The following is a 25,767-nucleotide window of genomic DNA, read 5'->3' on the forward strand; positions in this document are numbered from 1 at the left end:
TTCGGACGTGAATGAGATGATTGAAGAGAGACAGTCGATTTCGCAGGAACCCTGTGATGGCCGCCCGGTGGAAATGCTCTTCACCGCGCAAAAGGCAATGTCGGACGAGCGCCGGATGCGATTTGGCCTTGCTGAGAGGCGCGCCGCGCTGGCGCGCCTCGCGCTTGCCATACGAAAGTTCGAAGCGGATATCGTTCAGGCCATGGCGACCGACTTCGGCAAGCCGGAGGCCGAAGTGTTTCTGACGGAAATTCTTCCGGTCATGCAGGAAATCCGCCACAGCCGTCGTAATCTGCGCCGATGGATGCGGCCAGTCCATGTCGGATCGACATTGATCGGCTTCGGCACGGCCGGACGGATCGTGCCACAACCACGCGGCGTGTGCCTTATCATCGCGCCCTGGAATTACCCATTCAATCTCTGCCTGGGGCCGCTTGTGTCCTGCCTTGCTGCCGGCAACAGCGCTATCCTGAAGCCTTCAGAGATGACACCTGCTACCTCGGGCGTCATCGCGCGGCTGATCGCCGACACATTTCCGCCAGACCTGGTTACCGTCGCCCTCGGCGGGAAGGAGATGTCTCAGGCCCTGCTCGCGCTGCCCTTCGATCATATCTTCTTCACCGGCAGCCCCGAGGTCGGGAAAGTCGTAATGCAGGCAGCCTCCCGCCACCTGACCTCCGTTACGCTGGAACTGGGTGGCAAGTCGCCCACGATCGTGGGACCGGATGCCGACATAGAGACGGCCGCCAGTTGGATCGCCTTCGGCAAATTCTCCAATGCCGGTCAAACCTGCATCGCGCCCGATCATGTGTTCGTCCACGCTTCGATCCGCGACCGGTTCGTGGAAGCGCTGCGCCGCCGGATCGCCGCCGCTTATGGTTCGGGCATGACGAGCCCCTATCTCGCAAGGATCGTCAATGATCGCCATGCGGACAGACTGGGGGGCCTGATTGCGGATGCCCTGGCCACGGGCGGGCGGATCATTGTCGGCGGCGAAAGGCAGGGAAGGGCGCTGGCGCCCACAGTGCTGGAGGCGATCGCTCCCGAGGCGGCGATCGACCATGAGGAGGTATTCGGTCCCGTCCTGCCGGTCCTGACCTATGATGACATTGAAACCGTGATCGGTCGGATCAACGCAAGACCCAAGCCGCTGGCGCTTTATGTGTTCGATCGTGACCGGGCGAGAGTGGATCATATCCTGGCGGCCACGACTTCCGGCAGTGCAGGCGTCAACCTTACCATCGTCCAATACGTCCACGATCATCTGCCGTTCGGCGGTGTGAACAATTCCGGGATCGGGGCGGCACATGGCCATCACGGGTTCCGGACTTTCAGTCATGAGCGCGCCGTTCTCCAGAACCGCTTCTCCGCTCTGCCTCTCGTCTTTCCTCCCTATTCGGGCCGGGCAGCGCGTCTGATCCGACTTGCCAAACGCTTTCTGGGGTAAATCCATGTACGACTATATCACGATAACCGATAGCCTAACTATCTAAATTAACGTGGCTTTTCCTGCCTTCTGGCGGTCGCCAGCATCTCACGGCGAAGTATGGCGTTCATGCGGGCTTGGTAGCCCTTACCCTGCGATTTGAGCCAGGCGAGCACATCAGCATCAAGGCGTGCCGTCACCTGCTGCTTGATGGGCTTATAGAAGCGCCCACGCTGCCCGTTCCGCCAGAAATCCTCTGTCAGCGCCGGAGAGTCGCTATAGTCGATCCCGCTATCCGGCATCGCCTGCAGGGCATCCAGTTCGGCCTGTTGCGCTTCGGTCAACGGCGGCAGATTGTCCGGATCGAGTTGGAAACGGACGGTATCAGCGTCTTTCTTCTTCATAACGTCGCCTTTCCGTTCGATCGGCCTTTCGAGCCGAAATGATATGAATGATCTCCACATACTCGCCGTCATCGTCTTGCTCGACGACAGTGTGGGCCACGAGGAGGAGCAGATGCCCTTCCACGAGGCCCAAGGTTTGCCATCGTCGCTCGCCACCTTCGATCCGATCCTGATCGCTCAGCGCGAAACGATCTGTGAACGCACGAGTAGCGATCGCAAAGCTGACGCCGTGCTTCTTCAGATTGCTCTCGGCTTTGGCCGGATGCCAGGAGAAGCGCATGGATGGCATTACGGAAATATAATTATGTTTTTGTCGTTACGCAAGGCGCGGCGGTTTGAGCCATCCGGCCCGCGCGAGCGTATCTGCGAGGGTCGATCGGGGCACGTTGAACGTGCGGCTGATCGACGACTTGCTAGCGCCACCGGCAAGGGCGGCGGTGATCTGATCGAGCTTTTCCGCATCGATCGTTCGCGGGCAGCCACCGTAGCGCCCGCGCCGTCTGGCGGCCGCAAGGCCTGCCATGATGCGCTCGCGCGTCAATGCCCGTTCATACTGGGCCAGCGCGCCGAACAGCGAAAACAGCAGCTCGCCATGCGGCGTTCCCGTGTCCATCTGCTCGGTCAATGACCGGAATGACACGTCACGCTCCCTGAGATCGGTCAGGATCGACAGCAAATGCGGCAGGGAGCGGCCGAGCCGATCCAGTTTCCACACGACCAGCGTATCGCCGGCTGCGAGATATTCGAGGCAGGCCCGCAGGCTCGCCCGGTCCTCGCGAGCGCCGGATGCCTTGTCGGAATAGAGATGCCGGCTATCGACGCCGGCTGCGATCAGCGCATCGCGCTGAAGATCGACCGATTGCCGGTCATCTGTGGAAGAGACGCGCATGTAGCCTATAAGCATGTCGGAAAACCCCTGATAGCTTGTTGTGGGACAGTCCTCCTTTCCGGCAGAGTTTATCGGACGCTACGGATTTTGGGCGTGCGTAGATTGCTGGAATTTCCGGGGGGATGCCTGCTAGGTTTCGTGGACAAAGGTTGACAGCAGGATCGGGCGTTGATTCAAGGCTGCCTTTTGGAGGTGGCGTTGGGCGAGCGTATTGGGCTGACGGAGGACGAGTGGGGGATCATCGGCACATTACTGCCATCTGAGCGTGGTCGTGGCTGTCGTCCAGCACAGGACAACCGGCTGTATTTCGAAGGCATGATGTGGATCGCCCGCACAGGTTCGCAATGGCGCCACTTGCCGGATGAATATGGCAAGTGGAACAGCGTTTTCCGCCGCTACCGGCGCTGGGTTACGACCGGGGTGTTCGAGGCGATGCTCGAGACACTGGGCGAAATGGTGGCTCGTGATGCCACTGCGGACATGATCGACAGCACCGTGGTCCGAGCACATCATTGTGCCGTCGGCATAAAAAAGGGACTCAGGAAACCGAGGCGCTTGGCCGATCGCGAGGCGGATTCAGCACAAAGCTCCACGCCCGCTGCGATGCCAAAGGCCGACCGCTCGGCTTTGTCCTGACCCCGGGCCAGAGCCACGATATCCAAGGCTTTGGCCCGCTGTTCCGTTTGATTGCTCATAAGATCGAGGCATTGTTGGCGGACAAGGGCTACGATGCAGATGCCATCCGCGAGGAATTGGCCAATGCTGACGTTGAGGCTGTCATTCCCGCCAAAAGCAATCGGCGCGATCCAATCCCACACGATCGCGAAAAATACCGTTGGCGCAATCTTGTCGAACGCCTCTTCAACAAACTCAAGAACTGGCGGCGTATCGCAACTCGATACGACAAAACCAAAGAGTCCTACCTCGGCTTCGTCAATCTCGTCTCAGCCCTGCAATGGATACCCTTTGTCCACGAAACCTAGCGGCGGAATGTGTCGTCGGGCGCATCAGGCGGGGCGCTTATCGTGTGATTTCCATTAGGTTAATCTGTTCGTGCAGCCGCTGCCGCAGCGGACCGTCTTCTGGCCGCGACGATCAATAACGGATTATCCGCCTGCTTACGCTGACCAAGTCGCATGCCCGTCGCCGAATTGATCCCGTGGCGGCTGCACACATCGCTGTCGCCATGCCCGCTTCCTGCTCCGCGCCTCTTCAATTTATCGTAGAAGCTTTTGATGTGTCTTATTAAAATCCTTGGCTTGCCGCTCTCGGTCAGACGATGATTGGACGGATTTCAGTTCACTTTCGTCCATATCTGCGATTTGCACATGATCCGCCCTGTCAGGCACCCCTTTCCCTCCATCCGCCGATCGTCGAGCGTGGTGATTGTTCCAGAGAAGGTTTGGCCGATGTCGGGTACAAAAACACTGCCGCGCCACACGCCCTTCTTTTCAGGAACAAAATCGCGAAACAGGATCAGACCTACCAGATCGTTTGTCCCGCCGCGCCGCGCATCCGCCTTGGCTTTGTCACTTGCCCAGACCACGACCCCGCACATTCTGCTTCCGCACGGCTGGGCTCGCACATGTACGCTGTCCTGCGGATTCTTCCACACTCCGAAAGAAGCGCGCTGTGCCTCGACGGACGCAGATGCTGCAAGTAGCAGCATGGCTGCCAATACGAAACTGAACCTCATCGCCATTCTTCCTCAAGGCCGGATCATCATTTGCGCGACATTTTCCGCGATCGCCATGGTAGGCGCGTTAGTGTTGCCCGACACGATCGACGGCATGATCGATGCATCGACCACGCGCAAACCGTCAATGCCACGTACACGGGCTGCCGGATCGACCACGGATGCCGAGTCACTGCCCATGCGGCATGTTCCTACCGGATGATAGATTGTTTCAGCGCGCGCGCGGATGTCGTCGATCAGAGCCTCGTCGGTCTGGACCGCGGGTCCCGGTCGCACCTCCTCGCGCAAGTGACGGGCGAGCGCCGGCGCATGAAGGAGCTTGCGGGCTAGCTTCGCGCCATTCAGCAAGACGCCCACATCATCGGGATGACTGAGATAATTGCCCTCTATGCGCGGATGAGCCGTGGGATCGGCGATCTTGAGCCCGATCCTGCCGCGGCTCTTCGGTAGAAGGTCGCAGACATGCACGGTCATTCCGTAGCCGAAGGCTGTCTTGCGGCCATGGTCACGCAGGATCGCCGGCAGGAAATGGAATTGAAAATTGGGCCGCTCCCGGCCGGCGTCGGATTTGAGGAAAGCGCCGCCCTCCGAGGCATTTGACGTCAATTCGCCTTCATGATGAAGGAAATAGCTCCATGCGCCGCGTATCGCACGAGGCAGGAAACTGGGCGCCACCCCAAATCCTTCGCGATCGGCCGTGGTTGCCACAGCCGTATAGTCGAGGTGATCGGCGAGATTGGCTCCGACTTCGGGCGCATCCAGAACGATCTCTATGCCATGCTGCCTGAGTTCGCTCGCCGAGCCGACGCCCGACAGCATCAGAATCTGCGGCGAATTGACCGCGCCAGCCGAAAGGATCACCTCTCCACCGGGGCGCAGCAGCAGGTCCCGGCCGCCGACGCGGACCCCGATGGCGCGACGGTCCTTGAACAGTATCCGTTCGACGAGGCCGTTCGTTTCGATGGCGAGATTCTTGCGCGAGCGAGCCGGATCGAGAAACGCTCGCGCCGTGCTGAACCGTTGCCCGTCTTTCTGGGTCACCTGATAGACACCAAAGCCTTCCTGGCTCACGCCATTGAAGTCGGGATTTCGCGGGTAGTGCAGTTCCACCCCAGCTTCGACGAAGTCTTCCGTAAGTGGGTTCACTCGCCCAAGATTGGAGACGCAAAGTGGCCCGGCATTGCCATGATGCTCGTCGTGGATAGCCTGATTGTTTTCGAGCGCGATAAAAAGCTCGCGCATGCGCGGCCAGTCCCAGTCAGCTCCGGCGGCCGCCCCCCAGCCCTCATAGTCCGCCCGATCGCCGCGAATGTAGACCATTGCATTGATCGAGCTGCTGCCACCCAGCGTCTTGCCGCGCGGCCAATAGAGCCGCCGGTTGTTAAGGTGAGGCTCGACTTCGGTCTCACAGTTCCAGTTCACCCATCCCGTGCGGGCAATGACGCCGACGCCAAGCGGCATGTGAATGAAGGGATTGCGATCGCGCGGCCCCGCCTCGATGAGGCAGACAGCTTTATCCGAATCAGCAGAAAGGCGGTTGGCCATGACGCAGCCGGCCGAGCCGCCGCCAATGATGTGGTTTCCGTCAGCGCCGAACCGTAACATCTAGCTACTCCTCTTCTATCCCCATCGCTTTCAAGTCCAATCCCAATTCCTTTAAACTGGGCAGGGGAGGAGGATCGAAGGCTACCAGTGCATCGATAAAGTCATGAAAGCTGTCGTATACGGGGGTTATCGCCCTAGAAGGCAGAGCTTCATCGTGCAGCCATACGGATATCTTTCCATCAATTCTGTCAATTAACAGCATATTACCCAGACCGACTTCCGCAAAAACCACAGATGTTTTTGGAATCTGCATGGATAATTGTTCGTTTATGCGAATTATTCCTAAGCTTCCGTCAGCAGGGCCATATATAACTGAAACGCCAATTCTTCCTGAATCTTCGGAATAGGCGCATTTTTCCGCAGGAAATTCAACATCCTTATTGAAAACTATCGCTGATCCGAATTCAATAAATAAATCACGAAGCTCAGAGGGCAGCAATATCCTTAATGAACTCTCTATCTGGTCTAATTCGATCAAAGAATCTCCCGGCATGTGGAGTGATTCTGCATCGAATGATGGATCAAACTGAAAGGTCATATATTTTCTGCCTTACATCATTAGGGCGTCGCTATCGTGTCCGTTCCGCACCGCGCCTCAATCACGCCACCTGATTGGTATAGCCGTTAGCGGAGGGGCACGACAATCAGGTCAATCTTGGCGCGTCGATGCTTTGATTGGTGCTGCGCTCCATCTACGATTGAATATCCGCCATCCGACTAAGCCCGCGACAACGCCCAGCAGGCCGCCCACGAGATAGGCGGTTGGCGCATCATTCGGCACAAAAAAGAAGCCGCCAGCAACATAGCCGCCGATTACGGCGGTGCGTGTCACCGCACCATAGATCGCGGCGACCTTGTCATGATCGGCGGGCGGGCATTCCGACTGGAACAAGGTTCGGACAGCGACGTTGTGGATGCTGTTTGCGCCGCCGCCTAGGATGAAGGCGACGGCAACGATTGCCAGCCCGATCGGCGCAAGGCCGATCCACAGCATGGTCGCGCCCATGACAGCGGCCGTGCCGAACGCCGCCAGTCCGACCCTATGGCCAATAACCCTTTCGGCCAGCCCAGCGCCGATCAACATCCCAACCGCCCATAGTGCCGTCAGCATTCCAAACGCGGTCGGCCCGCTCCCAGCGTCACCATCACGAGAAACACGAAAGCAACGTCGGCTATGGCGGTCGCAAACACTTCGAGGCTGAGCGCACCCGTAACCACCATCAACCGTCGATTGCGGAGCAGCGGCAGGTAGTCCGCGAACAGGGTCTCTTCCTCCTGATCGTCCCGTTGTGGCTTGCGGCGAAGCCTGCTCGCCATCACGACGAGGGCCAAAAGGGCATAACTGGCGGCATCGGCTAAAAGCGCATTGCGCGATCCGATCCATCCCACCAGTACGCCCCCAGCGACTGGACCAGCGAGCATTCCAAGGCTGCGAACCATTTCCATAAGGGAATTGGCGAGTGCGAGGTCATTCCAAGCCGCTCGCCAGCACTGGAATCAACGCGAATGTTGCGGCGCTGCTGATCGTGAACAGCACGCTCAACAGCGCGGCCCCGGCGAGCGTGAACATGGGATAATAGGCGATAAATGCTATCACGCCCGCTTGCAGAACTGACACCATGACCAGAATGCGGGCCGCCTCCCGGCGGTCGATCAAGCGGCCCGCCCAGGGTGCGGCGATCAGACCGGGTAGCAGCTCCGCGGTCAGCAGCGTCGGCACCGCATAGCCGGATGCGTTCTCGGCAGTGCGGAACATCAACGTCAGCAACGTGATTTCATCGCCGGTCGTCGAAATCGTAAGCGCCACAAGGACCAACCATCCCCAGCCTTGCCGAAACTCAACTCCCACTCACTTAACCTTCCGCACAGCCCCGCACTTTCCGGGTCACTCTGCACACTTCAAATCTCAACCGACAATCAGGTGAATAGCTTTAGCGTTGTTCTGCCAACCACTTAAGCGCCGATAGGCTTGGCATGAACAGATATTCGCCTCCCTTCATGACATTGAAGGTCTGCACACCGTCGATGCGCTTGCGCGCAGGCGCCTGCGGGATCGTGAACCGGCCGTCCTCCTCATGCAGACCAACGATTGGATCGCGCTCCTCGCCGAGGTCGACGAAATTGCCGCGGTTGATCCATTCCTGCTGCATGAACTCGATCGTGTCGTAAGCGCGCGCGCTTATGAAGATGAAGAACAGGCCGCGATCGCCTTTGGCATCGTCTTTCGGCGCCACATCCTCGGAATAAACCGGCCCGAAGGTCGAGGAACGGCGGATGATGCGGTGAATGTTGACGTCGGTGAGCAGTGTCAGCTCGGAATCGCGGGGATTGAGCCGGCGCATATGACAGCCGAGCGGCACGACGCGGCCTTTGGGGTCGTCCTTGAAATTGAAGTCGTTGTTGCGCTGCGGATCGGCGCCGAGGTCCGGGTCGTCATGATCCGGCGACAACGTCAGTGGAGCGCCTGACCGCCAGCGACCGAACATCTTGGCGGCAAGACGTTCGCGGTCCTCCGCCGTCTCGCCATGGGCCTTGAGGAAGGCGTTGAAGCAGCCGACCCGGCTGTTGTACTTGCGCAGGACGACGAAGGTGCCGTTCTTTCCCAGCGCCGCAGGTTCAGGCATGCCGAGCGGCTGGCCGTTCTCGCTCTCGTATCCAAGGATGAACTCGCCCGCCTTGATCGCGCGTTCCTCGCCGGGCAGCGGATCGACGCCGCTGCCTTCGACGGCGGGCTGGGAGATCGAATCCCGGAAGCCGAACGGGTTTTTCGCGCCGTCCGGCGCGCCGAAGCGATGCTCGCCGATCAAGGTGACGCCGCTGCTCTGGTCGAGTTCGGTTCGCGCGGTCGCCAGCGCCTTGTCGAGCGCCGCATCGTCGACCGCGTAGATGGTCAGCGCGAGATGGCAGTTGCCCGGCTTGAACACGTCCTCCCAGTTTTCCGGCGCGTTGGGTCCGAAGTCGCGGAGCTGCTCCGAGCGCGCCGCCATGCCCTGCTGAAAGGGGAGCGGGAATGTCTTGAGCTGCGCTTCAGGAACGCCGAGCGCCTTCAGTCCCTCGAAGCTGAGTGCAGCGCCTATCCAGAAATCGAGATCCTCGTTCCAGTTGTCGGCGGATGCGATATGGGGCGCGAGCCGGCCCAGCAAAGCGCGCGCGCCCTCGGCCTCGTCGAAATGGAGCATCGCATGGATGCCGACATAGGGCTCCGGCCGGCTTCGCAGGATCAGCGCCTGGATATCGTGCAGGTCGAGCGTAACGCTGTCCCTCGAGAAGCGCTCTTTCAGCTTTTGAAGGATCGTCATCGCTCAGCCCACCTTGTCCAGGAATTCGTTGACGGCATGTTCCATCCGCTGAAGCCGACGCACGTCGACGACCGTGACCTGCGGGTTGGCGACGAACCATCCGGCGGCGGTGATCTGATGTTCGGCGATGAAATCCTTGACCTTCGGGCTCGCGATGCCCGGCCAGCCTTCGACCGAGGCGAAGAGCAAATCCATCAGGTCAGGGATCTTGGTGGCGAAGTCGTTGATATAGGTGTCCCAGTCGCCGTCATAGGCGGTGGCGAACAGGATGCGGGTGTCGTTGTCGAAGAAGACGAACCGCATGTTGTGCAGGGTGCCGACCTTCTGCGCCCCGTCGAAATTGCCGTTCACGAGTCCGAAGATGCGTTTCAGCCGGTCCGCGCCGCCCGGCTTGAGGTTGGCGATGGCGGTGAGCTCGGAGACATTGCCGGACTGCGCGCCGACGCGACCGGCCGAGCCGGCCGTGCCCTTGAGGTCGGGATTGTGCTTCGTCACCATCTGCTCGAGCGCGAGCTTGGCGAGCTGCGGCGCGTCGCCGGCCACTTCCTCGATCCGCCGCCGGATGGCCTGAAGGCGGGTTTCGTCGATCTGCGGGTTTTCTTCGGTCTCGGCCATGACTGGCCTCCTTTCGTGATTGCGTGTGTCGATCGGTGCGTCAGTCCGGGATGGCGTCGATGTTTGTCGGCTCGACACGCGGCTGCGCGTTCATCTCATGGCGGTAGCGGGTGGATCGCTCATAGGCGGCGATGCGCACCCGCATGATCGATCCGAGCGGCTGGTGCTCGCGGATACCGTGCCAGGGATTGAACGACAGCACGTCATCGCCATAGACCCGCCGCGCCGGCGAATAGGCGTCCTGCGGCGGGATGCGCAGCGTGGCGATCGGCTGGTGTGGCGACAGCTCTTCGGGCCAGAGCACCGCCGCGTCCTCGACAGGCATCTTGTCGAGATCAGCGCAAAGTTGGGCGCGCAGTTGATACTCAGCACCCTGGTCGCGGAAATGCTCGACAACCAGATCGCGCATCGTAGAATCCTCCACTGTGCCGACGTCCTTGCCGGTGAGCGCGCGGACATTGTCGGAAAGCGGCGCGGCGCTGATCTTGGCGATGTGATCGCCAAAGCGGATCGCCGCCATCGAGTGATAGGTCTCGCCGAGCAGATGGTCGTTGTCGCGCGCGAGCCCGCGCAGCGTCGCGCCGGGCTCGACGCCGACCGCTTCGACCGCGGCTTCCACGCCACGCGCCACCCCGGCCATGGCGCGTTGGAGGAAGGCGGGGTTCTGCGCATTCTTCTCCAGAAGGCCAATGAGCTGGCGATATTTGCCGATCGTGCCGAAGCTCAAGACCGGTATGTTGACCAGCAGGAAATCCTGATTGCGGCCCTGGTCGTCGGGCAGAAGCCGCTCTCCCTCCACGCCGATGACCTTGATCGCCATGCCGCGTGGGGCGGGGATGGTGTCCGAGTGGATATCTCCGGGCGCTGATGAGAGGCGGATCACCACGGGATAGGTGGCCGGGCGAGCGAAAAGCCCCTGGCGCAGATGCTCCGGCAGTTCCGGGACGACGAGTTCGCCCTTCAGGAACCCGTGGCTCTTGGCATGGGCGTCGCGCACCGCATGCCGATGGCGCTCGAACGCCTTGCGGTTGGTGCTCGCCATGATTTCGAGGATTTCGGCGGTGAGCCGCTCCTCGTCTTCGCCGAGCACTTCGACGCTGGTGGAGTAGGGGATATAGGTCTCAGCCAAGGGCGATCCTTCGAACCGGATTTTCGTTGCATTCGAGATATCAGGTGATATCTGGTTTTACGGTGAACGCCGACATGGGTAAAAGGTTTCCATGCCGTGCTGAATTGGAGGTCGATCGCTCATGCGCCTCACGCGAAAGGAAACGCAGCGCCAGACGCGGGATAAGCTGCTCGCCGCAGCACATTCGTCCATTGTGGAAGAAGGGGTGGCGGCCATGTCGATCCGCAACATCTGTAGTGCAGCGGGTCATTCGCAGGGGGCCTTCTATTCGAATTTTGCAAGCAAGGACGATCTGCTGGTCGAGATTCTGCAGGCTCATATCCAGGACGAGGTCGTGCTTCTGCGCGATCTGGTCGCCCACTGCTCCGGCGATGATATCGAGGCGACTCTGCAAGTGCTTGCGGCGCGGCTGGCTAAGCTGGCTGACGAACAGCATTGGTCGCTGCTTTCGATCGAATTGCAGCTTCATGCGCGGCGGGACCCCGCGTTCGCTGAACGGCATCGCGAAGGAAAGGCCGCCTGCCACCATTTGTTCGGAGAACTTGTGGCGGATCTGACGCGGCGCTTTGCGCTTCGGCCTGCCTTGCCGCCGCTGCAGACCGGGATCGGCCTCTATGCACTGTGGATGGGACTGGCGGTCCAGGGCGATGTCGAAGGCGCTATTCCCCGAGAGCAAATGCTTGTCGGCTTCTTTCGCGCGATGGCAGGCCTCGATGCGCCATCCACCCGGTCATGAGCCTTCCTGGCGAAGGACGCCGCAGGATCGGCTGCGATGCTTCAGGCGTGCCCTTGGCTGGAAAAGTGGACGAACGTCGGCGCTTCCATATCCGTTTCCAGGCAACCGAAGAAGACATCGATGAACTCGGCCATGTCAACAATGCGGTCTGGGTGACCTGGATTCAGGATGTGTCGGTGGCGCACTGGCTGACAGCCGCGCGTCCGAGGGATGCCGACACCTATGTTGCTATGGTGCTCAGGCACGAGGTCGATTACCGCGGCAATATCCGGGCGGGCGAAGAGACCTTTGCCATAACCTGGGTCGAAGGGAAGCCGCGCGGAGCGAGATACGCCCGGTGCGTCGAGTTCAAAGACAGTAACGGTCAGACGCTCGTCGCGGCCCTGTCGCAATGGGTGCTCATCGAGAAAGCTACCGGCAAGCTGGTTCGCGTGCCCGCCGAAGTCGCTGCGCCGTTTCTCTATGAAACCCGACGCAAGGAAGAGAATGAATGAGCGACATCCTGAAAGTGACGGTGCTAGGCACCGGTGTCCTCGGCAGCCAGATCGCCTTCCAGGCCGCCTATAGTGGCTTTGACGTTACCGCTTATGAGATCAGCGACGAAGCACTCGACCAGGCGAGGCATCGGTTCGAAACGCTTGTAGAAACCTACGTGAAAGAGGTGACGGGTGCGGCTGACGGCAAGGCAGCCGAAGCTTCGAGACGCATCACGCTCACCGCCGATCTTGGGGCTGCGGTTGCGAATGCCGATCTGGTCATCGAAGCGGTTCCGGAAGTGCTCGAGATCAAGCAGGCGCTCTACGAGAAACTGGCGGGGCTCGCGCCTGACAGAACGATCTTCGCCACCAATAGCTCGACTTTGCTGCCGAGCGACCTCAAAGCCTTCACCGGCCGCCCGGACCGTTTCCTGGCGCTGCACTTCGCCAACAGCATCTGGAAGTTCAACACTGCCGAGGTGATGGGTACGGACGACACCGATCCGGCCGTGTTCGATACCCTGATCGCCTTCTCCTCCGCGATCGGCATGGTGCCGATCCCGGTGCGCAAGGAAAAAGCGGGCTACGTCCTCAACTCCCTGCTGGTGCCGTTCCTGAACGCGGCCACCGATCTGGCTGCCGGCGGCTATGCCGAGCCGGAAGATGTCGACAAGGTCTGGCGGATCGCCACCGGCGCGCCGATGGGGCCGTTCCAGATCTACGACATCATCGGATTGAACACCCCCTACAACATCCTGTCGCACGGTGATGAGCACGCACAGTCGCTCGCCGCGTGGCTGAAGGAAAACTACATCGACAAGGGCAAGCTCGGCATCGCGTCGGGCGAAGGCTTCTACAGCTACAAGCCCGCCGACTGATCCCAACAAGAAAAACAGGAGTTTGCCATGCATTATAGCAGTGGAAACTATGAAGCCTTTGTCCGTCCACGCAAGCCGGAAGGCGCCGACAAAAAGACGGCGTGGTTCGTCGGCTCGGGCCTCGCGGGGCTCGCCGGCGCCGCCTTCCTGATCCGCGACGGCGGCGTTTCGGGCGACCGCATCACCATATTGGAAGAGCTGGAAATCCCCGGCGGCGCGCTCGATGGTCTGGACGTGCCCGAAAAGGGCTTCGTCATTCGCGGCGGCCGCGAGATGGAGGAGCATTTCGAGTGCCTGTGGGACCTCTATCGCTCGATCCCCTCGCTGGAGATCGAGGATGCCAGCGTGCTCGACGAGTTCTACCGGCTCAACAAGGACGATCCCAACTTTTCGCTGCAGCGAACGACGCAGAACCAGGGTCAGGACGTGCCCGACAAAGCGCTGCTGACGTTGAACGACAAGGCCCAGAAGGATCTCCTCTCGGTCTTCCTTGCGACGCGGGAGGAGATGGAGAACAAGCGCATCAACGAGGTCTTCGGCGAGGACTTCCTCAAGAGCAATTTCTGGCTCTACTGGCGCACCATGTTCGCCTTCGAGGAATGGCATTCCGCGCTGGAGATGAAGCTCTACCTGCACCGCTTCATCCATCACATCGGCAGTCTCGCCGACTTTTCCTCGCTCAAGTTCAATCGCTACAACCAGTATGAATCGATGGTCCTGCCGCTGGTGAAGTGGCTGACCGATCACGGGGTTAAATTCCGCTACGGCGTCGAGGTCACCGATGTCGATTTCGACATCCAGCCCGGCTCCAAGCAGGCGACGCGCATCCACTGGAAGGAGCGCGGCGTCGAAGGCGGCGTCGATCTCGGCCCCGACGATCTCGTCTTCATCACCATCGGCTCGCTGACCGAGAATTCCGACAATGGCGACCACAGGACACCGGCGAAGCTCAACGAAGGACCGGCGCCGGCCTGGGACCTGTGGCGGCGGATCGCGGCGAAGGATCCGGCCTTCGGCCGCCCGGACGTATTCGGCGCCCATATCCCGGAGACGAAATGGGCCTCCGCGTCGATCACTGCCCTCGACGCCCGCATTCCGGCCTATGTCGAGAAGATCACGAAGCGGAACCCCTTTACCGGCAAGATCGTCTCCGCCGGTATCGTCACGGTGAAGGACTCGGCGTGGCTGCTGAGCTGGACGGTTCATCGCCAGCCGCATTTCAAGAAGCAGCCCAAAGATCAGATGATCGCCTGGTTCTACGCGCTCTTTGTCGATTGCCCCGGCGACTTCGTGAAGAAGCCGATGCAGGAATGCACCGGTGAGGAGATCACCCAGGAATGGCTCTATCACCTCGGCGTGCCGGTCGAGGACATTCCCGAACTCGCGGCATCCGGCGCCAGCACCGTTCCCACGATGATGCCCTATATTACCGCCTTCTTCATGCCGCGCCAGGCGGGTGACCGGCCGGACGTGGTGCCGGAGGGCGCGGTCAACTTCGCCTTCATCGGCCAGTTCGCGGAGTCGAAGCAGCGGGACTGCATCTTCACCACGGAATATTCGGTGAGAACCCCGATGGAGGCCGTCTACACGCTGATGAATGTCGAGCGCGGCGTGCCCGAGGTCTTCAACTCGACCTATGATATCCGTACACTTCTTGCTGCGATCGGACCGCTGCGGGACGGCAAGGGCATCGATCTTCCCGGCCCGGCCTTCCTGCGCAAGCTGCTGATGAAGAAGCTCGAAGGCACCGAGATCGCCAGGCTGCTCGAAGAGTTCCATCTGATCGAGGAATGAACAAAGACCGGAAGGCACGCGCGGCGTGTGAAAGGTGATGAATGGCCGACGACGATCAGAAGAGCGAACGCGCCGCCGAGGTGACTGGGGCGCACGGCCATCATCACCATCATGAGCCGGACGGCGAAACGCCGTCCGGTCACCCCACCCATGATCCGGTCTGCGGCATGGTCGTCGATCCCGCCAGGACCGCTCACAAGGCCGAGTATGAAGGCCGGCGCTACGTCTTCTGCTCGGACGGCTGCAAGGCGAAGTTCGACGCCGACCCCGTGCACTATGCGGCACTGGAAGCGCATGCCGCACATCGCCATGAGGGTGCTGCAGCCCATGGCGATCATTCCCACCCTAGCCACACGCATGGACCTGATACCCATGAGCATCACCCCGTTGCGGGGGTAACGGCAGCCGCAACGGAGGCCACGATCTGGACCTGCCCGATGCATCCGGAAATCCGCCGGGACGCGCCGGGCAGTTGTCCGATCTGCGGCATGGCGCTGGAGCCGCTGATCGCGGCGGCGGATGCCGGACTCAGTCCCGAACTTGCCGATATGACCAGGCGCTTCTGGATCGGCCTCGCGCTGGCCTTGCCCGTGTTCCTGCTGGAGATGGGCGGCCACCTGATCCCGGCGCTGCACCATCTGGTGCCGATGCACATCTCGATCTGGATCCAGTTCGCCCTGGCGACGCCGGTGGTCCTGTGGGCCGGATGGCCGTTCTTCGAACGTGGCTGGGCGTCGATCGTCAACCGCAGCCTCAACATGTTCACGCTGATCGCGATGGGCACCGGGGTCGCCTGGGGCTACAGCATCGTCGCGACATTCGCGCCGCAGCTCTACCCGCAGGCTTTCCGAGGCGCCGATGGCACGGTCGCGGTCTACTATGAGGCCGCGGCCGTGATCACCGTGCTGGTGCTGCTCGGTCAGGTCATGGAACTGCGCGCCCGGGAGCAGACCTCCGGCGCAATCCGCGCGCTTCTCAATCTCGCGCCGAAAACCGCCCGGCGGATCGGGCGGAACGATGCTGAAGAGGATATTCCTGTCGAAGCCGTCGTCATCGGTGATCGGCTCAGGGTCCGGCCCGGTGAAACCGTGCCGGTGGATGGCGTGGTCGAGCAGGGGCGCTCATCGATCGATGAATCGATGGTGACCGGCGAATCCATGCCGGTGACGCGCGTAGTCGGCGAAGCGGTCGTAGGAGGTACGCTGAACCAGACCGGCGCGCTCGTCATCCGGGCTGAAAAAGTCGGGCGCGACACCATGCTCGCCCGCATCGTCCAGATGGTCGCGGATGCCCAGCGCTCGCGCGCGCCGATCCAGCGCATGGCCGATCGGGTGTCGGGCTGGTTCGTGCCGGTCGTCATCGCCGTCGCGCTGCTCGCCTTCGCGGCCTGGGGTGTATGGGGGCCGGAGCCGCGGCTGGCGCATGGCCTGATCGCGGCCGTTTCCGTGCTGATCATTGCCTGCCCCTGCGCGCTCGGGCTCGCGACGCCGATGTCGATCATGGTCGGCATCGGCAAGGGGGCGGCGGCCGGCGTTCTGATCAAGAACGCCGAGGCGCTGGAGCGTATGGAGAAGGTCGATACTCTGGTGGTCGACAAAACCGGGACGCTTACGCAAGGAAAGCCGGCGGTGACCCGGATCGTCGTGGCCCCGCGATTTGTCGAGGAGACCATCCTGCGGCTTGCAGCCGGCGTGGAGAAGGCGTCCGAGCATCCGCTTGCGCGCGCGATCGTGGCGGCTGCCGACGAGCGAAAGATCACCATCCCCGATGTCGCCGACTTCGACTCGCCGACCGGCAAGGGGGCGATCGGTCGTGTCGAGGGCCGGCATGTGGTGCTCGGCAGCACCACCTTCCTCGCCGAACATGGGGTTGATACAGCGCCGCTCGCGGCACAGGCCGATGAGCTACGCCGCGACGGCGCAACCGCCATCTATATCGGCATCGATAAAGCCATCGGCGGCATCTTCGCCATCGCCGACCCGATCAAGGCGACCACGCCTGAGGCACTGAAGGCCCTGCATGGCGAAGGCATCCGCATCGTCATGCTGACCGGTGACAATCGCACCACAGCCGAAGCCGTTGCGAGAAAGCTCGGCATCGATGAGGTCGAGGCCGATGTGCTGCCGGACCAGAAAGCCGCGGTCGTCGAGCGCCTGAAGGCGCAGGGCAAGGTGGTGGCGATGGCGGGTGACGGCGTAAATGACGCGCCGGCGCTTGCCGCCGCCGATGTTGGTATCGCCATGGGATCGGGGACCGACGTTGCGATCGAAAGTGCGGGCGTGACGCTGCTCAAGGGCGATCTCACCGGCATTGTCCGCGCGCGACGCCTGTCGCAGGCGACGATGGCCAACATCCGCCAGAACCTCGCCTTCGCGTTCATCTACAATGCGGCAGGCGTACCGATTGCGGCCGGTGCGCTCTATCCCACGTTTGGGCTGCTGCTGTCGCCGATCATCGCTGCTGCCGCGATGGCGCTGTCGTCCGTCAGCGTCATCGGCAATTCGCTGCGGCTCCGGACAGTGAAGGCATGACGGACCAAGGCCCCGACCTTGTGGCGGGGTCTTGCGTGGGGTCTTAGTCGGCGCGCCTGCCGTTGGGGCGGGACCAGATCAGCGAGAAGGTGTCTTCGCCCTCGTTGTCGAAGAGGTTGGCATAGATCAGAGCGCCGATCTTCTCATGATGCCCTCGGCTGTCAGGGCGTCCGCGATCTGACGGTCGAGTGATCCCACAGCATTGAGCGTTCGCACCATCTCCTCGATGCGTGCGAAGTGAGCCAGATCGTCATAGTTGGCGGTATTGCGGATGATCACATGCTCTGTTCGCGCGCCGGTCTGCCACAGGATCGCGAACCAGATACGGCCTTGCGCACGGCTCTTGTCGACCGTCACGCTGTCGATCACGAGCCGCATCATCTCTTTGCGTTCGTCGATGCCAGCCCGCTTCCAGAACGCGGGCAACAGGGTCGGCAATGGTCAGGATACGCGTTCGCGCGGCGGCGGCCAGGGCGTTAACCTGCTCGACATGCCACCGCGCGTAATCCTGTTCGACGCGTCGGCTTCGCGTATTTTTTCTTCCCACAACGTTTCCAGCGAACGTGCGACGAGCCGCTTTTCCGACTCCACGGCATCATATTGTCGGCGTGCACGCTCCGCTTCGTAATGCGCCTTCTCCCGATTCAGCGCCCATTGACGTTCCAGCAGCCGGTTTTCGCCGTTCATCTGTTCATGAGCCGCAAGCGCAAGGTCGATGCGATCGGGTTGCAGAGCTTCGATCAACAGCCGCTCGACCTCTGCATCAACCTGGTTTGCGCGCACATTCTGGCAGTGCCCGCTCTGCTCGCTATCGATGCAGTGATAGACGGGGGTCTTCTTATGGGCAGAGTAAGTGAAGACCCATGCGGTGTCCGCATATCCCGCAGACCACGATGCCTTGAAGCATCGCTGCGCCACGCAGGGGCGCTCCGCGCCGGCCAGCGCTGAAGTTGCCGATATTGTCGGCGAGCCGCCCGACGTTGCTCATATATGCCTCCCATTGGCTATGCCGATGAGCCGGCGTAGGTGGTGACGCCATAGCCATATAGACGACTGGTCTATTATTCGTTATATATGCTGATCATGAATTTGACACCCAAAGCAGAAGCGACCCGGCAAAACATCCTCGACACGGGCTACAGCCTTGTGTTGAGCAAGGGCTTCTCCGCGCTCGGCCTTCAGGAAATCTTGAAGGTTTCCGGCGTGCCGAAGGGGTCTTTCTATCATTATTTCCCGTCCAAGGAGGCGTTCGGCTGCGCACTTCTTCGTGATTACGTGGACGGTTACGGCAAGAAACTGGACTCGCTGTTATCCGCGGAAGCCATAAGCGGTCGCGAGCGGTTGATGCGCTATTGGCGAGCGTGGCTCGATGATCCCGGGGAAGGTGATCAAGCCGGAGACGGCTGGGCCGAGGATTGCCTCGCCGTCAAACTGTCCGCCGAAGTCGCGGACCTGTCGGAGGCCATGCGGGCCGTTCTGAGCGATGGCGTCGCACGATTGCTGCAACGCATCGCCTCCATGATCGCCGAGGCGCGCGAGGACGGATCGCTTCCACCGGGGGCGGAGCCGTCCGCGCTGGCGCAGGTTCTCTACCAGATGTGGCTTGGCGCTGCGCTGCTCGCCAAACTCACCCGTTCTCGTGCGCCGATGCAACGGGCGATGATCGCCACCGAGCAGATTCTGGTCTGCACGCCGCAATCCAACCATCCGTGAAAGGAACCGAAGAATGAAAATTTTCTACAAGACCCGCGCAACGGCGACCGGTGGCCGTTCAGGCCACACGGCGCTCGACGACGGCAGCCTCGGCCTCGATCTCGCCATGCCGAACTCCGGCAAGCCGGGCGCCAACCCGGAGCAGCTGTTCGCGATGGGGTATGCAGCTTGTTTCGACAGTGCGCTCAACCATGTCGCCCAGCAGAAAAAGCTGGCGCTGATGGGTAGCAAAACGTCCGCGGAGGTCGGAATCGGGCAGACGCCTGAGGGCGGCTTCAAGCTGGACATCGACATTCATGTGGAAATCGCGGGTCTCGATGAGGCCGCCGCGCAGGAACTGGTCGAGGCGACGCATCGGGCCTGCCCCTATTCCAACGCCACACGCAACAACATCGACGTGCGCCTGCACGTCACCACGGTTTAAGGAGGCGTCATGCGTAGCGCCATTCACACCACATTCGGCGAACCGGCCGACGTTCTCGCTTTGGAAGAAAGCCCGGTTCCCGAACCCGGCCCGGGCCAGGTGCGGATCAAGACGATCCTTTCGCCGATCCACAATCACGATCTTTGGACCGTGCGCGGCAGCTACGGCTACAAGCCTGAACTGCCCGCTATTGGCGGTTCGGAAGCCGTCGGTACGGTCGATGCGCTCGGTGAAGGCGTGACCGGCATCACCATCGGTCAGCGCGTCTCGGTCGCCTCGGTTCATGGCTCATGGGCTGAATATTTCCTCGCGCCCGCTGCCGGGTTGGTCCCTGTCCCGGATTCGATCTCCGATGAGGCGGCGGCGCAGCTTATCGCCATGCCGTTCAGCGCGATCACTCTTCTGGACTTCCTCGAAGTGGCAAGTGGCGACTGGGTGATCCAGAACACCGCCAATGGCGCGGTCGGCAAAACGCTGGCAATGCTGGCGGCCGCGCGCGGTGTGCATATCGTCAATCTCGTGCGCCGCGATGCCGGCGTGGAAGAGCTGGCGGCTCTCGGCATCGCCAATGCCGTCTCGACTGCGACCGATGGTTGGCAGGATCGGGTGCGTGCGATCACCGGCGATGCGCCGATACGCGCGGCTGTGGATTCGATCGGCGGACAGGCCAGCGCTGAACTCCTGTCGCTTCTGGGTGAGGATGGGCTGCTGGTGTCCTTCGGCACCATGGCCGGAGAGCCGATGCAGATTTCCTCTGGCAATCTTATTTTCAAACAGGCCGTCGTGAAGGGCTTCTGGGGCTCCAAGGTGAGTGCCGCCATGCCCGCCGAAGCCAAGCGCCGGCTGCTTGGAGAACTTATCCGCCTCGTCGCCAGTGGCGAGCTGAAACTGCCGGCAGGGGCGGTATTCGGGCTGGATCAGGTCGCTGACGCCGTTCGCGCATCGCTGACAGCGGGCAAAGCAGGCAAGGTTCTTCTCAAGCCCTGAGCGACGAAGGAAAGACCGGCGATCGCCAACATCCTGATGTTCTCCAGCCATCAGCGTTGCCAAGGGCCAGACTATCCGTGGTTTGGTCAGGCGACGGAGAGGACGATCTTGCCCTGGATATTGCCACGGGCGGCGCGTTCGTGGGCACGGGCGGCGTCGGCGAGCGGGAAGATGCTGTCGACGACGATGCGGATGGTGCCGTCGTCAAGCAGGCGGGCCGCCTCGGCCAGTTGCGCGCCACTCGAACGGACCTGTGTCGTCGAGACGGTAATGCCCAGCGTCTCGGCTTCGGCATGTCCGGTGAAGTCCAGCGGATAGACCGGGTATAGAGAACCGCCACGCTTCAGGGTGCGGAAGAAGCGGCCGGTATCCGGTCCGCCCACGGCGTCGAGCACGACGTCCACGTCGCGCACGATCTCGTCGGCCGCCGTCCTGGTGTAATCGATGAACTGATCGGCGCCGAGCTCGCGCATCAGCGCCTCGTTCCTGCCCGACGCGACCGCGATGACGCGCGCGCCCTTCCACTTCGCCAGTTGCACGGCGAGGTGCCCGACACCGCCGCCGGCGCCGTTGACAAGGACCGTTCGGCCTTCGAGCTGCGCGTGTGCATGGGTAAATGACTGGAACGGGTTGGGTTCGTCATGACCCAGATCGATCAGGAACTGCCAGGCCGTCAGCAGCGACATGGGCGCAGCCGCCGCGTGAACATGGTCGATGCCCGGTTTGCGCGCGAGGTCCGATGCCGGCACGCTGACATATTCGGCATAGGCCTTGCTGCCTTCCATGACGTTTTGCGGGAAACGGACCATCGCGTAGACCTCGTCGCCGACGCTAAATCCCTCCACGCCATCGTCGAGCGCGGCGACGACGCCGGACACGTCCGATCCGAGGATCAGCGGAAAGGCGGGATGCGGTTGCCACTCGGGGGGAAGCGAGCGGTAGCCGTCACGGAGATACCAGTCCGGCGGATTGAGGCCGACCGCGTGGACGCGGACCAGTACCTCACCAGCCGCCAAGGTGGGGCGGGGCGCATCCTCGTAGCGGAGCACGTCCGGGCCGCCGAACGCGTGCAGGCGAGCCGCCTTCATTGTCTCGCTCATCATTGCCTCCTTCGGAAACTTCTAAACTGAAGGAGATGTGGCGACGCGCATTAAGATTTCTAATATTGGTAGAAATCGTTTTAGTATTTCCATGAAGGAACAAATAGCATTTGAGCGCCTCACGGGGTTGATCGCCTTCGCCCGTGTCGGGTCGCTGGGCAGCTTCACGGCCGCCGCCCGGTCGCTGTCGATTTCGCCATCGGCGGTCAGCAAGAGCGTCCAGCGTCTCGAGCAGACGCTTGGGGTGCCGCTTATCACGCGCACCACCCGTTCGTTGGCTCTGACGCCCGAGGGCCGGGATTTGCATGAACGGGCGCTCCTGCTTCTTCGCGACGCGGAGGAGATCGAGCAGATGGCGATCACGGCGCGCTCGGAGCCGGCTGGCACGCTGAGGATCGCCGCCTCGCTGCCGATCGGCATCCATGTGCTTGCTCCGAAGCTGCCCGCATTCCGGGAGCGCCACCCCCAGGTGATGGTCGAGCTTCGCCTGAACGACCAGTTCGTCGACCTCGTCGAGGCCGGGATCGATATCGCGGTACGGATCGGCGATCTCGCGGACACGCGGCTCCTGGCGCGCCGGCTCGCGCCGCATCGCTTTTGCTGCTTTGCATCGCCCTCCTATCTGGCATCCCGGGGCAGGCCGTCCCATCCGGACGAACTGGTTGGCCACGATACGGTGAACCTGCGCTACCAAAGCAGCGGCCAGGTGTTGCGCTGGCCTTTCCGCGTCGGGGATCGCGAGGTCGAGATCGTGCCGTCGTCGGGTATCGTCATGGACGCCAGCGAGGCGCTGATGGCGGCGCTGGCCGCCGGTGGTGGTGTCGGCATCAGCGCGGACTTCGTCGCGGCGCCTTACGTGGCGCGCGGCGAGCTGGTGCCGGTTCTGTCGGAATTCGCTGTCGAGCGGCACAATATCACGGCCGTCTGGCCGGAGAGCCGTCGCACCAATCCGGCGGTGCGCGCTTTCCTGGCCCATCTGCAGGGCACCATGCCACGATCAAAGAATATCCACCCCTCATGATCTTCGGCCGCGATGTGATCTGCCATCGCCATCTCGGTGGCGCGGCGCAGGAAAGCCGCCGGATCGGCCCAAGGTAACGCGCTGCCACCGGAGGCCAGTTCTTCGGCTATGATGCGACGGCCACGTTCCTCGACGATTGTACGGCCGCGCGCGCTCAACTCAGCCAGAAGAGTCGATTTCCCGCCGCTTGAGCAGCCCGAAATTGCCACAAGGCCTTTGTTCAACAAGCACCATCCTTTCGTGCCACGTCGGTGGCTGCGAGACGGGCTTCCAACCGCTTCCTGGCCGAAAGTCGCGACCACCGTTTCGATAGACAGAAACAGGGTGCGGCTGTCCTGCGGATAATCGATGAGTTCGGCGCAGCGCAAATAGAAACGACGTGCAGCGTTGTCCTTCGCGTGGACCATCACCGCGCCGAAGCCGATAATCCGGGACGGCGATGCGATCCGCCTCAGCGCATCCGACAGCACGTTCTCCCCAAGCCCCTGGCCGGCGTGATCGAAGCTTACCGCCAGCCGTCCCAACGGGAGCACATTATGCGGCACACGGGGATGCTTCTCTTGATATGCCAGCGTTACGTGTCCAAAACATCAGCAAAGGCTTCCAGATCCTTGGCAACGAAGTCCCAATCCTGCTCGGCAGAAAGATCGCTCGTTTGTTTGGGGCCGTGTTCGGTAATGCGGGGCACGCAAGCAGTCCTGAAGCCGCAATTCCTCGCGGCGAGAAGATCGCTGTTGTGCGCGGCCACCAGACAGACCTCGTCAGGACGCATTCCCAGTATCTCCGCGGTCCTCAGATAGGCTTCAGGGGTCGGCTTATAGGCGCGAGCGACTTCGGCACCCAGGATGGCGTCCCATGGCAGGTTTGACCGCCTGGCAATGTCGATCATCAGGCTGATGTTGCCGTTTGAAAGCGGAGCTATGATGAAACCGGACTTCAGCCGCCGAAGACCGGAAACGACGTCGGGCCAGGGGTCGAGCTTGTGCCAGGCCATGTTCAACGCGTCAATTTCCGAGGACGGGATCGTCTCTGGATCGAGCCCGACATCCAACAACGTCAATTCCAGATTCTCCCGATGCAGAACGTCCAGCCGGGTAAAAGGCCGGCGGCCACTGCGCACTTCCTCCATCGACGGGGAATAACGGCGGCGCCAGGCATCGGCGAACTCTGCCGGATCGCAAGCTACTTCGTATCGGCGGAGGAATGGCGCCACTTCACGCGCAACGCCGCCGCGCCAATCGACAAGGGTGCCAAAAACATCGAACACGAGGGCTCGCACGCCTTTCAGGATCATGGCGCCAAATCTCCGCTGTCAGTCTGAGACAATACCCGGTCGAGAGCAGCGATGAGCGTCCTGTCCGCGTCCTTCGCTATGCTCGCGAAGATTTGGGAGGCTGCATCGAAAATGCCGGAGGCCGGATCGTTTTCTCCCAGGAAAGCGGTGATCTCGCGCATTTCCGGAACCCATCGGTAGGCTTTGCCATACATGTCCGGAATAGCATGCATCAACTGGCCCCGGAGGTTGGGGAGGCTTTCACTCATTTGCTGCGACAGGGCCTGTGCGCAGCCGGCGCGCTCCGAAGCCAGAAACATCGCGGTCCCCAAAGCAACAAGTCCTTTGTTGATCCCGGCGTAGACCATCTTCAATGCCGATGCTGCACCCACCGGACCATCGATCTGGCGCAGCTTCAGGCCAAAGCTGGCGAGGACATCGGCACGACCGTCCGGGTCGCCGCTGATGTAGGTTTCGTAGACAAAGGGTATCCATTGCAGGGCTGAGACGAGATTGACGAAGCCGAGGTAGGACTCTTTGGTTTTGTCGTATCGAGTTGCGATACGCCGCCAGTTCTTGAGTTTGTTGAAGAGGCGTTCGACAAGATTGCGCCAACGGTATTTTTCGCGATCGTGTGGGATTGGATCGCGCCGATTGCTTTTGGCGGGAATGACAGCCTCAACGTCAGCATTGGCCAATTCCTCGCGGATGGCATCTGCATCGTAGCCCTTGTCCGCCAACAATGCCTCGATCTTATGAGCAATCAAACGGAACAGCGGGCCAAAGCCTTGGATATCGTGGCTCTGGCCCGGGGTCAGGACAAAGCCGAGCGGTCGGCCTTTGGCATCGCAGCGGGCGTGGAGCTTTGTGCTGAATCCGCCTCGCGATCGGCCAAGCGCCTCGGTTTCCTGAGTCCCTTTTTTATGCCGACGGCACAATGATGTGCTCGGACCACGGTGCTGTCGATCATGTCCGCAGTGGCATCACGAGCCACCATTTCGCCCAGTGTCTCGAGCATCGCCTCGAACACCCCGGTCGTAACCCAGCGCCGGTAGCGGCGGAAAACGCTGTTCCACTTGCCATATTCATCCGGCAAGTGGCGCCATTGCGAACCTGTGCGGGCGATCCACATCATGCCTTCGAAATACAGCCGGTTGTCCTGTGCTGGACGACAGCCACGACCACGCTCAGATGGCAGTAATGTGCCGATGATCCCCCACTCGTCCTCCGTCAGCCCAATACGCTCGCCCAACGCCACCTCCAAAAGGCAGCCTTGAATCAACGCCCGATCCTGCTGTCAACCTTTGTCCACGAAACCTAGAATGTCGGGCCGTCCCGGCCCTGTTGCGGAGGAAGGCCGATGATCGCTCCATCCAGCACATCGCAGCCCGTTCCGGACAGTGCCGCCGACACGTCTTGCATGGTAGCCGGATTGATCGCGTTGAAATCGATGAACGCCGGTTTCGTCGGGCTCTGGCGCAGCACGGGTGCCAGCATTTGCGCCAGACCGATCGCCGCGTCCGGCGGAACGATCGACAGGATGAGGTCGCAGCCGGGCAGATCGGACAGGTCGGCGGCGATCATGCCTGCATCGCGTGCGCGCAACGTGCTCCGCTCACTGCGGCTGTCGATGACGGTCAGAACCTGCGCGCCTCTGCCGACAAGTTCGCGTGCGACAGCACTTCCCATCGCTCCCGGCGCGATGACGGCGAGACGCGTTGTCATCTGGTCTCCCTTCAGGTTGCCATCGTTGTGCTTTGAACTGTACATT

General features: G+C 61.6%; 28 protein-coding genes and 3 pseudogenes. 11 read left to right on the forward strand and 20 right to left on the reverse strand.

What is annotated here, in order from left to right; translation table 11 throughout:
• Nucleotides 1-73: 73 nt before the first annotated feature.
• The gene (locus U0025_RS09005) at nucleotides 74-1,447 is read left to right on the forward strand and encodes an aldehyde dehydrogenase family protein (protein ID WP_218916885.1); all 1,374 of its coding nucleotides are present in this window, start codon (nucleotides 74-76) and stop codon (nucleotides 1,445-1,447) included.
• A gap of 47 nt (nucleotides 1,448-1,494) precedes the next feature.
• Here U0025_RS09005 and U0025_RS09010 read toward each other — a convergent pair whose 3' ends face one another.
• The 3 genes from U0025_RS09010 to U0025_RS09020 are packed head-to-tail and all read right to left on the reverse strand — an operon-like array spanning nucleotide 1,495 to nucleotide 2,734.
• The gene (locus U0025_RS09010; protein WP_004206995.1) at nucleotides 1,495-1,830 is read right to left on the reverse strand and encodes a BrnA antitoxin family protein; all 336 of its coding nucleotides are present in this window, start codon (nucleotides 1,828-1,830) and stop codon (nucleotides 1,495-1,497) included.
• On the reverse strand, nucleotides 1,811-2,110 hold the full coding sequence (locus U0025_RS09015) for a BrnT family toxin (RefSeq protein WP_004206996.1): 300 nt from the start codon (nucleotides 2,108-2,110) through the stop codon (nucleotides 1,811-1,813). Before U0025_RS09015 ends, U0025_RS09010 begins: the two co-directional genes overlap by 20 nt.
• Nucleotides 2,111-2,146: 36 nt before the next feature.
• Nucleotides 2,147-2,734, reverse strand: coding sequence for a recombinase family protein (locus U0025_RS09020; RefSeq protein WP_004206998.1), 588 nt, complete (start codon nucleotides 2,732-2,734; stop codon nucleotides 2,147-2,149).
• Between the two features lie 177 nt (nucleotides 2,735-2,911).
• Here U0025_RS09020 and U0025_RS09025 point away from each other — a divergent pair.
• Nucleotides 2,912-3,702, forward strand: a pseudogene (locus U0025_RS09025) (IS5 family transposase).
• Between the two features lie 311 nt (nucleotides 3,703-4,013).
• On the opposite strand, the gene U0025_RS09030 reads toward U0025_RS09025, so the two are convergent.
• The 9 genes from U0025_RS09030 to U0025_RS09070 form a co-directional block, all read right to left on the reverse strand.
• Nucleotides 4,014-4,415, reverse strand: a complete 402-nt coding sequence (locus U0025_RS09030) for a DUF2147 domain-containing protein (protein WP_004207001.1) — start codon at nucleotides 4,413-4,415, stop codon at nucleotides 4,014-4,016.
• 12 nt (nucleotides 4,416-4,427) lie between these two features.
• Nucleotides 4,428-6,020, reverse strand: coding sequence for a GMC family oxidoreductase (locus U0025_RS09035; RefSeq protein WP_004207006.1), 1,593 nt, complete (start codon nucleotides 6,018-6,020; stop codon nucleotides 4,428-4,430).
• A gap of 4 nt (nucleotides 6,021-6,024) precedes the next feature.
• On the reverse strand, nucleotides 6,025-6,558 hold the full coding sequence (locus U0025_RS09040; RefSeq protein ID WP_080604450.1) for an SMI1/KNR4 family protein: 534 nt from the start codon (nucleotides 6,556-6,558) through the stop codon (nucleotides 6,025-6,027).
• 111 nt (nucleotides 6,559-6,669) lie between these two features.
• Nucleotides 6,670-7,104: an MFS transporter gene (locus tag U0025_RS09045; RefSeq protein WP_004207008.1), complete on the reverse strand. Its 435-nt coding sequence runs from the start codon at nucleotides 7,102-7,104 to the stop codon at nucleotides 6,670-6,672.
• 20 nt (nucleotides 7,105-7,124) lie between these two features.
• Nucleotides 7,125-7,466, reverse strand: a complete 342-nt coding sequence (locus U0025_RS09050; protein WP_037490093.1) for an MFS transporter — start codon at nucleotides 7,464-7,466, stop codon at nucleotides 7,125-7,127.
• A gap of 22 nt (nucleotides 7,467-7,488) precedes the next feature.
• Nucleotides 7,489-7,827 carry a hypothetical protein gene (locus U0025_RS09055; protein WP_017503244.1) on the reverse strand — a complete coding sequence of 113 codons (339 nt, stop codon included), beginning with the start codon at nucleotides 7,825-7,827 and terminating at the stop codon, nucleotides 7,489-7,491.
• A 124-nt stretch (nucleotides 7,828-7,951) separates the two neighbouring features.
• On the reverse strand, nucleotides 7,952-9,319 hold the full coding sequence (locus tag U0025_RS09060; protein ID WP_004207012.1) for a Dyp-type peroxidase: 1,368 nt from the start codon (nucleotides 9,317-9,319) through the stop codon (nucleotides 7,952-7,954).
• A 3-nt stretch (nucleotides 9,320-9,322) separates the two neighbouring features.
• Entirely contained in the window at nucleotides 9,323-9,934 is a 612-nt protein-coding gene (locus U0025_RS09065; protein WP_004207013.1) for a hypothetical protein, read from the reverse strand.
• Nucleotides 9,935-9,974: 40 nt separating this feature from the next.
• The gene (locus tag U0025_RS09070; RefSeq protein ID WP_004207014.1) at nucleotides 9,975-11,063 is read right to left on the reverse strand and encodes a catalase family protein; all 1,089 of its coding nucleotides are present in this window, start codon (nucleotides 11,061-11,063) and stop codon (nucleotides 9,975-9,977) included.
• A 121-nt stretch (nucleotides 11,064-11,184) separates the two neighbouring features.
• Between U0025_RS09070 and U0025_RS09075 the strand changes: the two genes are divergently transcribed.
• From U0025_RS09075 to U0025_RS09095, 5 genes are read left to right on the forward strand one after another with little or no spacing between them, the layout of a single operon-like run.
• Complete coding sequence (locus U0025_RS09075; protein WP_004207015.1) at nucleotides 11,185-11,799, forward strand: TetR/AcrR family transcriptional regulator; 615 nt, start codon at nucleotides 11,185-11,187, stop codon at nucleotides 11,797-11,799.
• Nucleotides 11,796-12,293: an acyl-CoA thioesterase gene (locus tag U0025_RS09080; RefSeq protein WP_004207018.1), complete on the forward strand. Its 498-nt coding sequence runs from the start codon at nucleotides 11,796-11,798 to the stop codon at nucleotides 12,291-12,293. The genes U0025_RS09075 and U0025_RS09080 overlap by 4 nt, the downstream gene beginning before the upstream one ends.
• The gene (locus tag U0025_RS09085; protein WP_004207023.1) at nucleotides 12,290-13,153 is read left to right on the forward strand and encodes a 3-hydroxyacyl-CoA dehydrogenase; all 864 of its coding nucleotides are present in this window, start codon (nucleotides 12,290-12,292) and stop codon (nucleotides 13,151-13,153) included. The genes U0025_RS09080 and U0025_RS09085 overlap by 4 nt, the downstream gene beginning before the upstream one ends.
• A gap of 27 nt (nucleotides 13,154-13,180) precedes the next feature.
• Nucleotides 13,181-14,947, forward strand: coding sequence for an oleate hydratase (locus tag U0025_RS09090; protein ID WP_004207025.1), 1,767 nt, complete (start codon nucleotides 13,181-13,183; stop codon nucleotides 14,945-14,947).
• 41 nt (nucleotides 14,948-14,988) lie between these two features.
• Complete coding sequence (locus U0025_RS09095; protein WP_004207026.1) at nucleotides 14,989-17,478, forward strand: heavy metal translocating P-type ATPase; 2,490 nt, start codon at nucleotides 14,989-14,991, stop codon at nucleotides 17,476-17,478.
• A gap of 126 nt (nucleotides 17,479-17,604) precedes the next feature.
• On the opposite strand, the gene U0025_RS09105 is transcribed toward U0025_RS09095, so the two are convergent.
• Together U0025_RS09105 and U0025_RS09110 are read right to left on the reverse strand one after the other, a co-directional pair.
• Nucleotides 17,605-17,916, reverse strand: coding sequence for a hypothetical protein (locus U0025_RS09105; RefSeq protein ID WP_257010905.1), 312 nt, complete (start codon nucleotides 17,914-17,916; stop codon nucleotides 17,605-17,607).
• Between the two features lie 3 nt (nucleotides 17,917-17,919).
• A complete protein-coding gene (locus tag U0025_RS09110) occupies nucleotides 17,920-18,396 on the reverse strand; it encodes a hypothetical protein (RefSeq protein ID WP_004207028.1) in 477 nt (158 codons plus the stop codon).
• A 156-nt stretch (nucleotides 18,397-18,552) separates the two neighbouring features.
• Between U0025_RS09110 and U0025_RS09115 the strand changes: the two genes are divergently transcribed.
• From U0025_RS09115 to U0025_RS09125, 3 genes are read left to right on the forward strand one after another with little or no spacing between them, the layout of a single operon-like run.
• Nucleotides 18,553-19,191, forward strand: coding sequence for a TetR/AcrR family transcriptional regulator (locus tag U0025_RS09115; RefSeq protein ID WP_004207029.1), 639 nt, complete (start codon nucleotides 18,553-18,555; stop codon nucleotides 19,189-19,191).
• Nucleotides 19,192-19,204: 13 nt separating this feature from the next.
• A complete protein-coding gene (locus tag U0025_RS09120; protein WP_004207030.1) occupies nucleotides 19,205-19,615 on the forward strand; it encodes an organic hydroperoxide resistance protein in 411 nt (136 codons plus the stop codon).
• Nucleotides 19,616-19,624: 9 nt separating this feature from the next.
• A complete protein-coding gene (locus U0025_RS09125; protein WP_004207037.1) occupies nucleotides 19,625-20,602 on the forward strand; it encodes a zinc-binding dehydrogenase in 978 nt (325 codons plus the stop codon).
• A gap of 86 nt (nucleotides 20,603-20,688) precedes the next feature.
• On the opposite strand, the gene U0025_RS09130 is transcribed toward U0025_RS09125, so the two are convergent.
• Nucleotides 20,689-21,702 carry an NADP-dependent oxidoreductase gene (locus tag U0025_RS09130; RefSeq protein WP_004207038.1) on the reverse strand — a complete coding sequence of 338 codons (1,014 nt, stop codon included), beginning with the start codon at nucleotides 21,700-21,702 and terminating at the stop codon, nucleotides 20,689-20,691.
• 37 nt (nucleotides 21,703-21,739) lie between these two features.
• On the opposite strand from U0025_RS09130, the gene U0025_RS09135 reads away from it, so the two are divergent.
• Nucleotides 21,740-22,723: a LysR family transcriptional regulator gene (locus U0025_RS09135; RefSeq protein WP_157225173.1), complete on the forward strand. Its 984-nt coding sequence runs from the start codon at nucleotides 21,740-21,742 to the stop codon at nucleotides 22,721-22,723.
• Nucleotides 22,724-22,746: 23 nt separating this feature from the next.
• Here U0025_RS09135 and U0025_RS09140 read toward each other — a convergent pair.
• The 5 genes and pseudogenes from U0025_RS09140 to U0025_RS09165 all read right to left on the reverse strand — a co-directional run.
• Nucleotides 22,747-23,130 (reverse strand): annotated as a pseudogene (locus U0025_RS09140) (AAA family ATPase); the annotation flags it as partial.
• A 167-nt stretch (nucleotides 23,131-23,297) separates the two neighbouring features.
• Nucleotides 23,298-24,017: a haloacid dehalogenase type II gene (locus U0025_RS09145; RefSeq protein WP_004207043.1), complete on the reverse strand. Its 720-nt coding sequence runs from the start codon at nucleotides 24,015-24,017 to the stop codon at nucleotides 23,298-23,300.
• Nucleotides 24,014-24,364, reverse strand: coding sequence for a DUF1932 domain-containing protein (locus U0025_RS09150; protein ID WP_323156773.1), 351 nt, complete (start codon nucleotides 24,362-24,364; stop codon nucleotides 24,014-24,016). The genes U0025_RS09145 and U0025_RS09150 overlap by 4 nt, the downstream gene beginning before the upstream one ends.
• 183 nt (nucleotides 24,365-24,547) lie before the next feature.
• Nucleotides 24,548-25,254 (reverse strand): annotated as a pseudogene (locus U0025_RS26105) (IS5 family transposase); the annotation flags it as partial.
• Between the two features lie 59 nt (nucleotides 25,255-25,313).
• On the reverse strand, nucleotides 25,314-25,766 hold the full coding sequence (locus U0025_RS09165) for an NAD(P)-binding domain-containing protein (protein ID WP_004213444.1): 453 nt from the start codon (nucleotides 25,764-25,766) through the stop codon (nucleotides 25,314-25,316).
• Between the last annotated feature and the right edge of the window lies 1 nt (nucleotide 25,767).

The sequence above is a fragment of the Sphingobium yanoikuyae genome (genome assembly GCF_034424525.1).
GTDB lineage: Bacteria > Pseudomonadota > Alphaproteobacteria > Sphingomonadales > Sphingomonadaceae > Sphingobium > Sphingobium yanoikuyae.

Bases quoted from the DNA above. Each gene is read 5' to 3' on its own strand.
- U0025_RS09005 (WP_218916885.1), top strand. From the start codon at position 74: ATGCTCTTCACCGCGCAAAAGGCAATGTCGGACGAGCGCCGGATGCGA.
- U0025_RS09010 (WP_004206995.1), bottom strand. From the start codon at position 1,830: ATGAAGAAGAAAGACGCTGATACCGTCCGTTTCCAACTCGATCCGGAC.
- U0025_RS09015 (WP_004206996.1), bottom strand. From the start codon at position 2,110: ATGCGCTTCTCCTGGCATCCGGCCAAAGCCGAGAGCAATCTGAAGAAG.
- U0025_RS09020 (WP_004206998.1), bottom strand. From the start codon at position 2,734: ATGCTTATAGGCTACATGCGCGTCTCTTCCACAGATGACCGGCAATCG.
- U0025_RS09030 (WP_004207001.1), bottom strand. From the start codon at position 4,415: ATGAGGTTCAGTTTCGTATTGGCAGCCATGCTGCTACTTGCAGCATCT.
- U0025_RS09035 (WP_004207006.1), bottom strand. From the start codon at position 6,020: ATGTTACGGTTCGGCGCTGACGGAAACCACATCATTGGCGGCGGCTCG.
- U0025_RS09040 (WP_080604450.1), bottom strand. From the start codon at position 6,558: ATGACCTTTCAGTTTGATCCATCATTCGATGCAGAATCACTCCACATG.
- U0025_RS09045 (WP_004207008.1), bottom strand. From the start codon at position 7,104: ATGTTGATCGGCGCTGGGCTGGCCGAAAGGGTTATTGGCCATAGGGTC.
- U0025_RS09050 (WP_037490093.1), bottom strand. From the start codon at position 7,466: ATGGAAATGGTTCGCAGCCTTGGAATGCTCGCTGGTCCAGTCGCTGGG.
- U0025_RS09060 (WP_004207012.1), bottom strand. From the start codon at position 9,319: ATGACGATCCTTCAAAAGCTGAAAGAGCGCTTCTCGAGGGACAGCGTT.
- U0025_RS09065 (WP_004207013.1), bottom strand. From the start codon at position 9,934: ATGGCCGAGACCGAAGAAAACCCGCAGATCGACGAAACCCGCCTTCAG.
- U0025_RS09075 (WP_004207015.1), top strand. From the start codon at position 11,185: ATGCGCCTCACGCGAAAGGAAACGCAGCGCCAGACGCGGGATAAGCTG.
- U0025_RS09080 (WP_004207018.1), top strand. From the start codon at position 11,796: ATGAGCCTTCCTGGCGAAGGACGCCGCAGGATCGGCTGCGATGCTTCA.
- U0025_RS09085 (WP_004207023.1), top strand. From the start codon at position 12,290: ATGAGCGACATCCTGAAAGTGACGGTGCTAGGCACCGGTGTCCTCGGC.
- U0025_RS09090 (WP_004207025.1), top strand. From the start codon at position 13,181: ATGCATTATAGCAGTGGAAACTATGAAGCCTTTGTCCGTCCACGCAAG.
- U0025_RS09095 (WP_004207026.1), top strand. From the start codon at position 14,989: ATGGCCGACGACGATCAGAAGAGCGAACGCGCCGCCGAGGTGACTGGG.
- U0025_RS09115 (WP_004207029.1), top strand. From the start codon at position 18,553: ATGCTGATCATGAATTTGACACCCAAAGCAGAAGCGACCCGGCAAAAC.
- U0025_RS09120 (WP_004207030.1), top strand. From the start codon at position 19,205: ATGAAAATTTTCTACAAGACCCGCGCAACGGCGACCGGTGGCCGTTCA.
- U0025_RS09125 (WP_004207037.1), top strand. From the start codon at position 19,625: ATGCGTAGCGCCATTCACACCACATTCGGCGAACCGGCCGACGTTCTC.
- U0025_RS09130 (WP_004207038.1), bottom strand. From the start codon at position 21,702: ATGAGCGAGACAATGAAGGCGGCTCGCCTGCACGCGTTCGGCGGCCCG.
- U0025_RS09145 (WP_004207043.1), bottom strand. From the start codon at position 24,017: ATGATCCTGAAAGGCGTGCGAGCCCTCGTGTTCGATGTTTTTGGCACC.
- U0025_RS09150 (WP_323156773.1), bottom strand. From the start codon at position 24,364: ATGGTCTACGCCGGGATCAACAAAGGACTTGTTGCTTTGGGGACCGCG.
- U0025_RS09165 (WP_004213444.1), bottom strand. From the start codon at position 25,766: ATGTACAGTTCAAAGCACAACGATGGCAACCTGAAGGGAGACCAGATG.